Source organism: Marinobacter sp. Hex_13, from assembly GCF_001566815.1.
GTDB lineage: Bacteria > Pseudomonadota > Gammaproteobacteria > Pseudomonadales > Oleiphilaceae > Marinobacter > Marinobacter salarius.
The window spans coordinates 127,885-141,343 of record NZ_LSMM01000001.1 but is presented as its reverse complement, the minus strand read 5'-3'; the positions used below and the strand labels follow the sequence as shown (position 1 = coordinate 141,343).

Annotated in this window: 16 protein-coding genes; 4 read left to right on the top strand and 12 right to left on the bottom strand. The window is 55.4% G+C overall.

The window, feature by feature from the left end; translation table 11 throughout:
- Nucleotides 1–220: 220 nt before the first annotated feature.
- Nucleotides 221–1,261, bottom strand: coding sequence for an NAD(P)H-dependent flavin oxidoreductase (locus AXW11_RS00685; protein WP_091641735.1), 1,041 nt, complete (start codon nt 1,259–1,261; stop codon nt 221–223).
- A 17-nt stretch (nt 1,262–1,278) separates the two neighbouring features.
- Nucleotides 1,279–2,154, bottom strand: a complete 876-nt coding sequence (locus tag AXW11_RS00680; RefSeq protein ID WP_036204370.1) for a LysR family transcriptional regulator — start codon at nt 2,152–2,154, stop codon at nt 1,279–1,281.
- Nucleotides 2,155–2,296: 142 nt separating this feature from the next.
- Here AXW11_RS00680 and gstA point away from each other — a divergent pair, with 142 nt between their 5' ends.
- Genes gstA through AXW11_RS00665 form a run of 3 tightly spaced genes read left to right on the top strand, consistent with a single transcriptional unit; the run spans nt 2,297 to nt 3,533 of the window.
- Nucleotides 2,297–2,899, top strand: a complete 603-nt coding sequence (gene gstA / locus AXW11_RS00675; RefSeq protein ID WP_091641738.1) for a glutathione transferase GstA — start codon at nt 2,297–2,299, stop codon at nt 2,897–2,899.
- Entirely contained in the window at nt 2,896–3,285 is a 390-nt protein-coding gene (locus AXW11_RS00670) for a nuclear transport factor 2 family protein (protein WP_091641741.1), read from the top strand. The genes gstA and AXW11_RS00670 overlap by 4 nt, the downstream gene beginning before the upstream one ends.
- A 2-nt stretch (nt 3,286–3,287) precedes the next feature.
- A complete protein-coding gene (locus AXW11_RS00665) occupies nt 3,288–3,533 on the top strand; it encodes a tautomerase family protein (RefSeq protein ID WP_091641743.1) in 246 nt (81 codons plus the stop codon).
- A 1-nt stretch (nt 3,534) separates the two neighbouring features.
- Here AXW11_RS00665 and AXW11_RS00660 read toward each other — a convergent pair whose 3' ends face one another.
- The 4 genes from AXW11_RS00660 to AXW11_RS00645 are packed head-to-tail and all read right to left on the bottom strand — an operon-like array spanning nt 3,535 to nt 7,226.
- A complete protein-coding gene (locus AXW11_RS00660) occupies nt 3,535–4,326 on the bottom strand; it encodes a bestrophin-like domain (protein ID WP_036204362.1) in 792 nt (263 codons plus the stop codon).
- A gap of 40 nt (nt 4,327–4,366) precedes the next feature.
- On the bottom strand, nt 4,367–5,671 hold the full coding sequence (locus AXW11_RS00655; RefSeq protein WP_091641746.1) for a TRAP transporter large permease: 1,305 nt from the start codon (nt 5,669–5,671) through the stop codon (nt 4,367–4,369).
- Nucleotides 5,661–6,155 (bottom strand): TRAP transporter small permease, encoded by a 495-nt coding sequence (locus AXW11_RS00650; protein WP_075195920.1) that lies wholly within the window; start codon nt 6,153–6,155, stop codon nt 5,661–5,663. Before AXW11_RS00650 ends, AXW11_RS00655 begins: the two co-directional genes overlap by 11 nt.
- Nucleotides 6,156–6,215: 60 nt before the next feature.
- Nucleotides 6,216–7,226, bottom strand: a complete 1,011-nt coding sequence (locus AXW11_RS00645; RefSeq protein WP_075195921.1) for a DctP family TRAP transporter solute-binding subunit — start codon at nt 7,224–7,226, stop codon at nt 6,216–6,218.
- Nucleotides 7,227–7,457: 231 nt separating this feature from the next.
- Between AXW11_RS00645 and AXW11_RS00640 the strand changes: the two genes are divergently transcribed.
- Complete coding sequence (locus tag AXW11_RS00640) at nt 7,458–8,765, top strand: short-chain fatty acid transporter (protein ID WP_091641905.1); 1,308 nt, start codon at nt 7,458–7,460, stop codon at nt 8,763–8,765.
- 132 nt (nt 8,766–8,897) lie between these two features.
- Here AXW11_RS00640 and AXW11_RS00635 read toward each other — a convergent pair whose 3' ends face one another.
- From AXW11_RS00635 to AXW11_RS00610, 6 genes are all read right to left on the bottom strand, one after another.
- Nucleotides 8,898–9,152: a hypothetical protein gene (locus AXW11_RS00635; protein WP_085681424.1), complete on the bottom strand. Its 255-nt coding sequence runs from the start codon at nt 9,150–9,152 to the stop codon at nt 8,898–8,900.
- 199 nt (nt 9,153–9,351) lie between these two features.
- Nucleotides 9,352–10,275, bottom strand: coding sequence for a M14 family metallopeptidase (locus tag AXW11_RS00630; RefSeq protein WP_091641749.1), 924 nt, complete (start codon nt 10,273–10,275; stop codon nt 9,352–9,354).
- Nucleotides 10,276–10,299: 24 nt separating this feature from the next.
- The gene (locus tag AXW11_RS00625) at nt 10,300–10,989 is read right to left on the bottom strand and encodes a DUF899 domain-containing protein (protein WP_091641751.1); all 690 of its coding nucleotides are present in this window, start codon (nt 10,987–10,989) and stop codon (nt 10,300–10,302) included.
- Nucleotides 10,990–11,083: 94 nt separating this feature from the next.
- The gene (locus AXW11_RS00620) at nt 11,084–11,491 is read right to left on the bottom strand and encodes a VOC family protein (protein ID WP_091641754.1); all 408 of its coding nucleotides are present in this window, start codon (nt 11,489–11,491) and stop codon (nt 11,084–11,086) included.
- A gap of 117 nt (nt 11,492–11,608) precedes the next feature.
- On the bottom strand, nt 11,609–12,184 hold the full coding sequence (locus AXW11_RS00615) for an O-methyltransferase (RefSeq protein WP_091641757.1): 576 nt from the start codon (nt 12,182–12,184) through the stop codon (nt 11,609–11,611).
- A 22-nt stretch (nt 12,185–12,206) separates the two neighbouring features.
- Nucleotides 12,207–13,238: a branched-chain amino acid aminotransferase gene (locus tag AXW11_RS00610; RefSeq protein WP_091641760.1), complete on the bottom strand. Its 1,032-nt coding sequence runs from the start codon at nt 13,236–13,238 to the stop codon at nt 12,207–12,209.
- Nucleotides 13,239–13,459 lie beyond the last annotated feature (221 nt).

The window sequence follows — 13,459 nt, the reverse complement described above, 5'->3', positions numbered from 1 at the left end:
TGATTATCAGATTATCAAGCCGCCACAACGCGCTAAAACGGGTTTCCGGCTGTTATCAGTCTATTGCAGGCAACTACGAAGACAAGGTTAATTTGGCTTCTCGCCGCATCATAGCGTCGACTAGCCCTTAAACATCACCGGCTCTGGCTTGCTGATTCGCGGAAATCTCAATCTTCCATGCAAACTTGCTCCTGAGCCTGTCACTCGGTTTTGAAGTTACTTACCCACCCAATCCTGCCAGTTCCCGCGTAAGAGCTGCCGCCGAAACCTCCTTGCAGCCACCAACATTCTGTCCCGCCCACAGAGGCGAAAAGTCACCGCTCCCCTCAGCTTCGGCTTTCGCACGTAATGGTGCAATGGCGGATGATGCCAGGGGGAAAGCAGGAGCTTTGGAACTCATCGGCCCCAATTCACGCATTATTCGGTTCACAATACCCCGGGCGGCGCCACCGCTAAACAGATTTGTCAGTGCGGTAACACGGCTGGTCTCTGATTTCAGGGCGGCGCGATGCACTGCTCTGGTTTGAGCTTCGGGGCACAACAAATACGCGGTGCCAATCTGCGCTCCGGCCGCCCCAAGCGCCATTGCAGCCTGTACGCCTTTGGAGTCTGCAATGCCGCCAGCGGCGATAACGGGGATTTTTACCGCGTTTACCATTTGTGGAATCAAGGCAAAAGTGCCGACCTGAGTACTGATGTCCCGCGACAGAAAAAACCCGCGATGGCCGCCCGCTTCAAGCCCTTGCGCGATAATGGCATCAACGCCCTGCGCCTCCAGCCAAAGCGCTTCGTCCACGGTTGTGGCGGTCGACAGTATCTTCCCGCCCCACCCTCTTATACGAGCCATCAACTCGGGTGCCGGCAAGCCAAAGTGGAAACTCACCACCGGCGGTTTGAAGTCCGCCAAGACATCCGCTGCCTCAGAGCTGAAAGGGGCCCTTCCCGCTTGCGCGGATACATCATTGGAATCGATACCCAACTCGTCGAAATATGGCGACAGCGCTTCGCGCCAATGATGCTCTGCATCGGCATCTGGCTCTGGGGGCGTGTGACAGAAGAAGTTGACGTTGTAGGGCTTGCTGGTCTGGTTTGTCAGTGCTTCCAACTCTTTTCGCAGTGCTTCAGAGCTAAGCATGGCGCAGGGCAACGAGCCCAGCCCTCCAGCATTGGACACCGCTACAGCCAGTTCATGCCCCTGCACACCGGCCATTGGCGCCTGGATGACGGGCAGATCAATTCCCAGCACATTCTGGATGGTCATTTTTTACCTCTAGATTCTTAATTGGTGGAGAGTCGCTCCCAAAGTTCATGGGCAACCACCCCCAGAGCGCCTTCCCGACGACGCACCAGATGAAGCTGTGAACGGCGGATCGGGTAACCTTTCAGATCAAGCGTTACCAGTTCGCCGGCCTCCAATTCACGGGCAATCAAGTGCTCCGGCAGACCGCCCCATCCCATCCTGGCCAGCACGATCTCTTTTTTAGCGGCAAAATCCGACACCGTCCAGCGTAGGCTCTCCGGAACCACGTCCCGGCTCTGGTCATATTGCCCCTGCCCGGTACCCGCCACCACAACCTGAACGTACGGGCGCATTTCAGCATTGCTCAGCCGCTTGCGACTGCTTGCCGGACCATAGCCGGGATGGGCTACCGGGATGATATTCACGGCGGTGTAGGGCGAAGCATGAACTGCCTCTGTGGAAAGACCATCCATTGTGGCGATGATAAAATCAACCTCGCCCGCCATGAGTCGTTCTGCACTGCCACCCATGGCATCCGACATCAGCCGGATATCCGTGGCTGGGTATGCCTCCTTGAGCTCACCAATCACTGACAGGAGATTACCCAACGGACAAGTGGCGGATACCGACAGCCGCACCTCCGCTTCCTGGCTGGCCGACAACTTGCCGGCCAACTCCTTCAGAGCCTGTACCTGGTCCAGCACACCCCGTGCCTGGCGGTAATAGGCCTTACCGGCTGGGGTAAGCACCGGGCGGTAACTCTCCCGGGACAGCAGGGTTAGCCCGGTTTCCTCTTCCAGGCTTTTGATGGCCTGGCTCAAAGCGGGCTGGGATTTGTAGAGCACCTCAGACGCTTTGCGAAAGCTGCCTTGCGTCACGATGGCATCCAGTACACGCAATTGCTCCAGCTTCATCGACGCCTCTTGTTTCTTCACCCAAAGATGATTCTATTAAATTATCATTATCATAATAACTCAATATTATTCTATTCTTATTGCAGGCAGTAATCTCCTCTGTGTCCAAGCCCAGTGCTTATCACACAGAGGAGATCCACCCATGAAACTGTATTTCAAGCCCGGCGCCTGCTCACTGGCGACACACATTGTACTTAGAGAACTGGGTATTGATTTCACCCTTGAGCCCGTTGATACCCAAACCCAGCGCACCGAGTCCGGTATCGACTATAAAACCGTCAACCCCAAAGGTTATGTGCCGGCGCTGGATACCGGCAGAGCGGTACTGACCGAAGGCGCTGCGATCCTTCAATACCTGGCGGAATCAACTACATTGATACCCGACGTAGGCACCCTTGAGCGAGCCCGTTTGCAGGAGCACCTGAACTACATTGCATCAGAGCTGCACAAGGCCTTTGGTCCCTTCTTCAAAGCCAGCGCAACGGACGAACAGCGTGCCCAGGCACTGGAGACCATCCCCCGCCATTTCGACTACCTGGAGTCTCTGCTCGACGATGGTCGAGTCTATCTGGTGGGCGACACCTTCACCGTTGCTGACGCCTACCTTTTTGTAGTGTGCAGTTGGGCCGCCGTGCCCGGGATCGATCTCAAGGATTGGCCGTTCCTGAACACCCTCTGGAATCGCATGGCGGCCCGGCCGAGCGTTAAAGCCGCAATGTTGTCGGAAGGACTGGTCGCACAATGAACTCACCCAAGCCTTACGAAACCATCCCGGTCCTGCTCGAAACCTATTTTGAAGGACTGCACAAGGCCGACAGCGCCATGCTCTCTGGCGTGTTCCATCCGCACGCCCAGTATGTGAGTGCAACACCAGAGGATTACCGGGTACTGTCGTTCGACGAATACCGGAAGGTGCTGGATCAACGGGTGCCACCAGCAAGCAACGGAGAAACCCGCAACGAGCGCATCATTTCGATCGAAACGGGAGGCCCGACTCTCGCGTTCGCGCGAGTGGAAATGACCATGATGGGGCGCGACTACACCGATTTCCTGACCCTGATCTACGATCAAGGCCGCTGGGCCATCATGGCCAAAATCTTTCACTATGAAATCACAAGCCAGGGAGACTGACCATGCCGTACGTCAATATCAAAATTACCCGCGAAGGCGGCCCGGAGGGCAAGGGACCTTCTGCGCAACAGAAAGCGGAACTCATCGTGGGTGTTACCGACTTGCTCGTCCGAATTCTGGACAAGAAACCGGCCTCAACCATGGTCGTGATTGATGAAGTGGCGCTTGAGGACTGGGGAATCGGGGGATTGCCGGTGCCAGAATATCGGGCGCAAGTGACAAAGCACAAGACAGCGGCAAGGGAATGAATCACTCCTTGCGATCATTCAGCAGTTGAGTCATGACACTCTGGTTGACCTGTATAAGACCGCGTTTTGGTCGATCCAGATCAATTATTATAAAGACGATCAAGGTAATCAGTATGGAAACCAACACTATCGGCGCGAACATACGTTTTCCACTCAACCCTGCGGAATACCCCATTATTCCCCCGGAGGAGACGAACACTATAAACAGTAAAACCAGTACAACTTCTGGAACTTGCATTTGAAGCAATGCATTTCTTTTACCTTGGCTATCAATAACGTCATTGAGTGATTTTACAAATGCGCCAGTTGTTACCGGGCGAGGGTCCACCTCGGTAGCTGATATTGCCAATGCCCATAACCGATTCTGCAAGTCGGCGATTTTATCATTGTAGGAAGTACGCTCTTCCGTTTTGGTAAGGTCCAACTGGCCAATTTCTACACGCAAACCAACATATTGCCGGAATAGATTGCCAGCTTCGTCTCTGTATTCCTCTGGCAGCAATTGAACCCTCAGTATTGCGGTTCCTATGGCATTCGCCTCATCTATTAAGGCCATACTTCGATTATCATATCGTTGCATGGACATGCTGAATGTAAACCCAAGCAACAATGCCAATAAACCCAGTACGCTGGCCTGAATGGAACTCGTGAGCGCTTTAACTTCATCGTCCGTATGGGACTGTACGAAACGCCCTACTCTAAATCCCACCTCATTAAGCGCCACTATGGCCATGAAGAGAATTGCAACGATAACAACACTGCTGAATCCGTAAAGCAGATCATGTTGGTTCATGGGTGATCCTTGGGGAGGCCAAAGCGTAGCGGTGCTTTATTTACCATGAACCCACGACATAACCAAGCTTTTCCGGTAACCACAACGCAATCCCCGGCACCAGCATCACCAACACCAGGCTAAGAGCCATCGCAGCCACAAACACCATGGCCCAACCGATGGTGTGTTCCAGGCGGATGTTGGCGATGCGGGTGGTGACCATCAGGTTCACGGCGACCGGTGGTGTGAACTGGCCAATGGCGATGTTCATGGCCAGCAATATGCCAAACCAGATCGGGTTCCAGCCAAAGTGATTCATCAGCGGCAGAACAATCGGAATCAGGATCAGGTAGATCGAGATGGCATCCAGCAGCATCCCGGCAATCAGCACCAGGACCATCACCAGACCCAACAGCACCCAGCCGTTTTCCGAGAGCGACAACAAGGCATCCGCAAGGTGCTGGAAAGTACCCAGCGTCGTCCCCGCCCAGGCGAAGATGCCCGCCAGCGCAATGATAAACATCACCACGCCGGAGGTAACGGCGGCGTCTGTCATCAGGCCCCAGAGGTTCCGCAGGCTGAGATTGCGATACAACACGCAACCGACCAGCACGCCGTATGCCACCGCCACCACGGCCGCCTCAGTGGGCGTAAACAGGCCTGAGCGCAGGCCGCCAAGAATGATCACCGGTGCAAACAGCGCGGGCAAGGCCGCCTTGAGGCTGGGCCAGAAAGGCGGGCGTTCTACCGCTTCGGGGTCTTCCCAACGGTACTTCTTCGCAAAATACAACGCTGGCGCCAGCAGGGACACGCCCGCCAGAATGCCCGGAAAAATACCGGCGGCGAACAGCGCCCGCAGATCAACACCAGGCACCACGATGGAATAAAGAATCAATGCAATGGACGGCGGAATCAGGATTGCTGTGGACGACGAAGCCGCAATCAATGACGCCGAAAACGGCTTCGGATAACCGGCCTTCTGCATGCTTGGCAGCATCACCATGGCAACAGCGGCCGCATCAGCTGGACCAGAACCGCTCATGCCACCCATGATCAGGCACACCAGCACCGCAACAACGGTCAGCCCACCATGGCGGGGGCCGATGATCGACTGGGCAAACCGCACCAGCGCGGCGGCAACGCCCGCACGCTCGAAGATCAGGCCGGTCAGGATAAACAGGGGAATCGCAATCAGCGGGTATTTGGCCACGCTGTTATACGTGTTGGTACCAAACGTGCCCAGCATCGCGGGCGGCAGTCCCGCGACGATACCCACCAGCCCGCCCAGGCCCAGGGCAATTGCGACCGGCATGCCCAACAGCAACGCCAGCAGGAAACTGCCAATCATCAGCAGATCAGGACTCATGGATCACCTCTGGGGCTTCCCGGCCGCGAAGGCGATCAACAAGGTTCTGGGTCAGGCGGATAATGATGGCTGCAGATAGTAGCGGCAGCCAGATCACGTAAATCCAGTTAGGTAATCCCAGGCCTGGTGACAATGACTCCCACTGGTATTCCTGCATGGCGAAGGTACTGCCATACCACGTCATGATCCCCAGGACTGTCACCCCGCCCAGCCATTGCAGGACAAACACCACCTTTCGTGCCCAGGGCGGCAGATAGTGCTCGATCAACTCAATGCGAATGTGCTGGTTGTGTCGCGCAGCCACCGCAGCGCCTGCGAAGGTAAGCACCACCAAAAGGAACACCGAGAATTCCTCGGTAAAGGCAAAGGAGGCATCTGTCGCGTAGCGCACGATCACATTGCCGAGGCTGATCAAGCAGATCGCAACCAGGGCAATGGTGGCCAGCCAGGCATCGAGCCGGAATTTGGGAGGACGGGACGGCATGGTAACTCCGGTTCGGAAAGAGCGCCCACCTGCAACGGTGGGCGCCTGAACAGATCGCGCTTACTGGTTACGGTTGGCGACCGCTTCCTGCGCTTGCTTGACCAGATCCTCGCCAATGCGCGGAGTCCAAGTTTCATAAACCGACTGGGTGGCCTTCATGAAGGCATCACGCTGCTCATCAGTCAGTTCGGTGACCTCTACGCCACGTTCCTTGATGGCGGCCAGGGTCGCATCGATTTCGCTACGGGATTTCTCGATTTCCCACTGGCCTGCATCAATCGCCGCCTGCTTCAGCAGCGCCTGGTCTTCCTCGCTGAACTGGTCCCAGATGCTGTTGCTGACTGCAAACACCAGCGGGTCTGCCATGTAGTGCCAGCGGGTCAGGTACTTCTGGCCAACCTGATCGATACGCGCCACGTCAAAGACCGATAGCGGGTTCTCCTGGCCGTCGACGGCACCGGTGGTCAGCGCCGGCTTGGCATCGGCCCAGCTCATCTGGGTGGGGTTAGCGCCCAGGGCCGTAAAGGTATCCTGGAACAGCGGCGAACCGACTACGCGTATTTTCAGGCCATCCAGGTCGGCCGGCTCATCGATGGTCAGCTTGGAGTTGGAGAGCTCGCGGAAGCCATTCTCGCCCCAGGCCAGCGGTGTAACACCACGCTTCTTGATCGCGGCAAAGACAGCTTCGCCAGCCTCGCCCTGGGTGATCGCATCGATGGCGGCATAATCCGGCATCAGGAAAGGCAGGGAAAACAGGTTCAGCTCGGGCACCTGAGGCGACCAGTTGATGGTGGACCCCACCGACATATCGATCAGCCCGGAGCGCATCGCCGAGAACTCTTTGGTCTGGTCACCGGAAACCAGTTGGGAGTTGCTGTAGATTTTCATGTTGATACGCCCATCGGAGCGCTCTTTCACCAGCTCCACCCATTTGTCGGCAGCCTGGCCCCAGGGAAACGCAGACGGCAGTACGGTGGAAACGGTGTATTCATCCTTGTAGTCGGCTTGAGCAACGGCACTGAACAGCAGGGTAGCCGCCGCGGCAGCAAGAAGAGAGCGACGTTTCAACATGTGGTTTTCCTTTTTATTGGGATTGTGAAGATCGCTGTGCCGCTATCAGGCAGCGGACCAACGATTGATTATAGAAATCGGGCTATCTGGGAGCAATAGACGAAGGTGGGAGTACCCCCTCCCCCAATGAATGAGTAATGCAATACGGCGAAAGGATAGTTGGTGCTACCCCAGGCTTTTAGTTTAGCTTGCCAGCAACAAAACAAGCTGAAAAAAATATTGGGGGACAATGTGTTAGACAGAGCAGCCAAACCTATGGTCAGTCTGGTAGACAAATACCTACCGGACCCCTACCTATTCGTCATCATACTGACACTGCTGTCATTCGTTGCCGCTATGGTGTTCCAGGGGCATAGCCCCATGGCGGTAGTAGAGATGTGGGGGGACGGTTTCTGGAACCTGCTGACCTTCTCAATGCAAATGCTGCTGGTACTGGTCACCGGCTTCATGATGGCGAGCACCCCACTGGTGCGTGGCATCCTGAACCGGATTGCAGGCCTTGCCAGAACACCGGGCCAGGCAATTGTACTGGTTACCTTCATCGCGCTGATCGCCAGTTGGATCAACTGGGGCTTTGGCCTGGTGGTCGGCGCGCTGTTTGCCAAAGCCCTCGCCCGGCAAAGCCGCGTACACTATCCGTTGCTGATTGCCAGTGCCTATTCAGGGTTCATTGTCTGGCACGGCGGGCTTGCAGGCTCCATCCCACTGACGATTGCCACAGAGAACCACTTCACTGCAGATGTGATCGGCGTTATCGGCACCAGTGAAACCATCTTCGCCTTCTTCAACCTGGCCATCGTCGCCGCACTTTTTATTATTGTGCCCCTGGTTAACCGCCTCATGCTGCCCAACGAAAGAGACAGCGTGTACGCGGACCCCAAAATCCTGAACGATGAGCCCGACACTTCGGTTGTTATCAATCGCCCGGCCGACTATCTGGAGAACAGCAGAACACTTGCCTGGCTGATCGGGTTCAGTGGTATCGCATTCATCTTCCAATACTTTATCGAGGGTGGCGGGCTGAACCTGAACATCGTGAACTTCATGTTCCTGTTCGTTGCCATCATCCTGCACCAGACCCCAAAGCGCCTGCTTGCCAGCCTGAATGAAGCCGTGAAAGGCGGCGCCGGCATCGTTATCCAGTTTCCGTTCTACGCCGGCATCATGAGCGTAATGACAGCTTCCGGACTGGCAGCAAGCATCTCAACAGGGTTTGTGTCCATTGCGAGCGCCGAGAGCTTGCCATTCTGGAGCTTTATCAGCGCCGGGGTGGTCAACATATTCGTGCCATCCGGCGGCGGCCAGTGGGCCGTTCAGGCGCCGGTTATGCTGCCTGCTGCACAGGAGCTTGGCGCTGACATATCCAGAGTGGCCATGGGGGTTGCGTGGGGCGACGCCTGGACCAATCTCTTACAACCTTTCTGGGCTCTGCCTGTGCTTGCCATCGCTGGGCTGAAAGCCAAGGACATCATGGGCTACTGCCTGATGCTGCTGATCGTCACCGGCATCATTATCAGCGCGGGCCTGACCTGGCTTTAACTGCCATCCAAATATAAAGGCCGGAGAGTAGCGCTACTCTCCGGCCTTTGACACGGATAAAAGCTATCTAGACACGCGTTCAGGATACGCCTCTAGCGCTTCCTCAGAATGGCGCGGTCTTGCTCAACAAAATCACATGCTTTTACCTTGGGCCATATGCCGCTCATGGAGCTCATTGTTATACTCACCAAGGCGCTCACGAGCGTTCTCAAGCTCTTTCCAGGCTTCCTGTAGCTCCGATAGATCTTCCTCGGCGGGCGCCTGGTCCTTGATGCCACTATCGAGGCTTTCGTATTTGGCATCTATCCGCTCAGCCACGTTCTGGTACTTGGCCCAGGCCGCCTGATACTGTTCCCGCTCGCGTTTCCAGTTTTGTGCGTTTGCCATTGCTTACCTCCCACTGGTGCAATTGAGTGATGGGGAATTTTCGCCTCACTCATCATGACGTTACGGCCGGAAGGGGCTTTTTCAACCAGAGACAAATTACGGAATAGACAGTTGGAAGCCGCCTGGGTTGAGCAGCCCCTCAAACATTTGTGCTGCTCATAACGACCCACGTTAGTTGCAGAATCATGACCGTCCTTCCCTACGGGCTCACCAGCACGTAGTCGATCGCCGCACACACGGCAGCAGCCTGCGCTGCATTGCATTGCTCGGGGGTCACTCGTGCGCTGTCGGGATAGACTTCGGTGGTGGTCCTGTATGGAGCACTGGTGATACTGGCGCACAGGCCCAGCTGTTTGAGCGGGTACTGAATGACGCCTCGAGCGGCGACCGGTGAGCCAAAGATCTCGCCGTTACCATCGGCCGGTGCGATGTGTGTGACCTGCTCCACCGCCTCAATCAACGCCTGTTGAAACTCGGGCTCTGGGCTTTCGCTGTCATCGACCAGATAGAAGCCGTCAGGAATTTCCCCCGGCTCGAACGGCTTGCCGTCTCGGGCCGCGAGCGCGGGACGAAACTCGGTTTCATCCGTATCAGTGGTCTCGTGCAGATCGATATGCATCAATGCATGATCGCGAACGGGGGCCACCAGTCGCATAAGCGCCGCCGCCTCATCCGCCAAACCGTCATCTCGGAACGAACGGTTCGGGTCGACCGCGTTCGGGTTCCAGCGATGAATGCGCTCGTATGCCCAAGGGCTGACGCACGGCGCAACCAACAAATTGACACGGCCCGCGTAATCCTCCGCATGCTGATCAACGAACTGCAGCGCACCGTGTACGCCGCTGGTTTCATAGCCATGAACCCCGCCTGTTATCAGCACGACCGGCAAATCCTCACGCCAGTCGCGGCTGCGAATCGCCATCAGCGGATAATGGTTGGCGCCATAATCCAGATGGCCATATTCTTTCACATCAAAACGTGGGCGCAGACGCTCGATCACGCTCAACACATCAGACTCGTAGCTCCGTTGACGGGTCTGCTGTGACAACCACTCAGCACGTTCCACCTCACCCCAGGGAGTGCCAGGCTTACCGATGGGATAGGGTGCGGGAGCCGTGTTCATATCATCTTTCCTCCATATGAGTTGTCAGACGTCGTACTCGTCGTGGCGGCGATTCCATACGTAGGGCTCCGTCTGCGGCCAGCCTTCCGGTGAGTCTTCCCACGTTTCCTGACGACCAAAGGGAGTCAGATCCAGGTATGTCCAGAGAGTGCCAAGATATTCGACGCCACGCGCACCCGTATAGTAGGTGCGGTAGATGTCATCTCCGTCGCGAATAAAAACACTGGCACCGTGCCGTTCACCGTTATCCGTGGTTGCGCCGAAATCGACGTTAAAGTCGCTCTCGTAAGAGGAATACCATGGAACAGGCGCCGTCCATCCCATCCGCGACCTGTACTGCACGAGCTTTTCCCTTGGTGCGCGTGACACCATAACCAACGACGTATCGCGAGCATGCAGGTGGGCCGGGTGTGTCATGGCATCTACCAACCAGGAGCAACCGTCGCAGCCAGCGTTCCAATCCGGGGCAAACATGAAGTGATAAACAATGAGCTGACGGCGCCCTTCGAACAAATCGAGCAGGGACACTGCGCCATTTTCCCCCTGGAGCGTATAGTGCTTGGCCACCTTGACCATCGGTAACTTCCTACGCTCTGCGTTCAGTGCATCCCGTGCCCGGGTTAACTCTTTCTCTTTTACAAGAAGCTGATCCAGCGCCGCTTTCCACTGTTCCGAAGAAACGACCTCCGGTAATGGCTGTTTATCTGTCGCCATTGTCTGAGTCTCCTATGCGTTCAATGTAGGGCCTCCGGCAACCGCGGAAACTGCATAACACTGCGCACGGTTTTGGGCTGGAGTTGTCGCCACACTAGTTCGACAGGTTTAGCTGCCAAGACACACCATACCTATCATTCAACCACCCGAATTTCTGGCTAAAACCATAATTATCCAGCGGCATTAGCTCTGAGCCACCTTCTGCCAGGGCTTTAAATACGTCCTCAATTTCGCTCGCCGATTCGCACTCAACATACAGCGACATGGAGGGCGTAAACGTAAATTGGTGATCAAGGTGGCTGTCGAGCGCCATAAACTCTCGACCGTTTATCTTAAACTTCGCCATTTTCACAGAACCTTCTGGTTCATGCTCGCCGGCCTGGTAACGTTGAATATCGTCGATCTCTGAACCAACGAATAGCGAGGTATAAAACCTGACGGCCTCCTCGGCTTTCCCAGCCTGCTCTCCAACAAACATGAGTGACGTTGCGATGGATTTCATCTGTGTCTCCGTTCCAATCAGATAACATTCCGCAGCGGACCACACACGCGCGCATCCGCCGGTGCTTAACGAGGTTGTAAAGAAACCGGTTCCAAGCGTTCCCACCACCAGTCTTGATTATGTTTTTTTACACGCCACGAACTCACCTTTGCCTACCGGCACAGTAGTGGTGGTAAACCCGCCAGTGCTGTCGACAAAATCAATGAATTCCCTCAGTTCCTCAGCGTGCGAAACCGCATTGTCACACACCAGAATGCCCCCGGGCCGAATGAGGGAAACGATTTGGTCAGCAACTTGAACGTAGCTCGCGCGGTCGGCGTCAAGAAAAACCAGATCAAACAAACGGCTAGCTTGCCCGAGATAATCGACGGCGCCCATTTGTACCACAGTGATCTTATGATCGAGATTGGCACGTTTGAAGTTGCTTTTGGCCTGACTAATCTTGAACGGAGACACTTCCAGAGTGGTCACATGTCCATCCTCTGGTAGCGCGGACGCTATCCACAAAGTGGAATAACCGTTAGACGTTCCGATCTCCAGAACCTGTCTCACTGCGCCAGCTTTTATCAGTACCGACAAGAACTCCCCGGTATCCCTGGTGATGTTGAGATACTTGCGATCTTTCTGCTCTACCGACGCATCGTTCTCTTTCCCTAGCGTCTCGAGTTCTTCTAAAAGTTCCTTGAGTTTCACGTCGCTACTCCAGAAGCAACATTCAGCTCAGCCAGCCGAATCTATCTTCAGTTCTACCAGATTGCAGTGCCCGCAGTGCGTCGCTCAGTTTTCGAGTGTTAGGGCCGGTGCTACCATCGCCTACCTTGTATGTAGCGCCTTTGTGCACAAACGACCCCACACCAGAAAGAACAGCCGCTGTTCCGGATAACGCGGCTTCTCCGGTCTGAATCCAATCCATGACCTCAGCAACGGTAAAATCTCGTTCGATGACGTCATAGTTCAAGTCTCGAGCAAGGGTTATTACCGAATCCCGGGTGACGCCATGCAGAAACGACGCATCCAAAGGCTTCGTGAGCAGCTGAGAATCATTGATCAGGAAGAAGTTCGACGCCCCTGTTTCCTGCACATCGCCGTTCGGGCAGAACAACACCTGATCTGCTCCATGTTCTTTCCTGGCTTTAACGACATGGCGAAGCGCTGAGGCATAATTACCTCCGGCTTTCGCCTGACCGAAGCCGGGAGTACTCCGCAACTCCTGATCTTCGATCAGGATAGTCAAACCATGACCACCTCTCGAGAAATAATCTCCGACGGGCGACGCCAACACATAGAGCATGGCCTGTGCAGAGGGCGCACCCGCCGCACCGATGTTCTCCTCCGTGCCAATCAGTGCCGGCCGTAGGTAGAGCGCACCAGGTGCTTCCGGTATATCGTCAAGACATAAATCAACGAGTTGGCGGATCATTGCTTCGACAATGTCGGCGGGCGGCAGAGGCAAGCAAAGCAACTCGGCGCTGCGCTGGAAGCGCTCAACATGGCGGTCGAGGCGAAAAATACGAACGCCGCCATTCTGCATCCGAAAAGCTTTCATGCCCTCGAAACACGAACTGCCATAATGCAACACATGAGATGCTGGGTGTAGCGGCAAAGGTCCTACCGGCAGTGTCTCCACCTCAGACCAACGCCCATCGGCAAAACGGACGAGTGTCATATGATCGCAAAACTGAGTGCCAAATGGCGAGGCGGTATGATTAGCTGACGATACAAGCTTTGCTGACGGGGTTTCTTTCACGATTGAATGCCTCCGCAGAGACAGCGACCCATTTGCTTCATCTGTACACCTCCTTGTCTGCTTGTTTGATCCCGTCAGAACCTGGACTGAATCGACTGTTCCATACCTAACATTCAGTTTGAATTTTGGCTCCCTTTTGAACCAAACCCATGAACCGGTGCAGGCCACCACTGCTGTGGCCTATTCGCTTTATATCTCAATGTACCACTTGGGTTTCATGC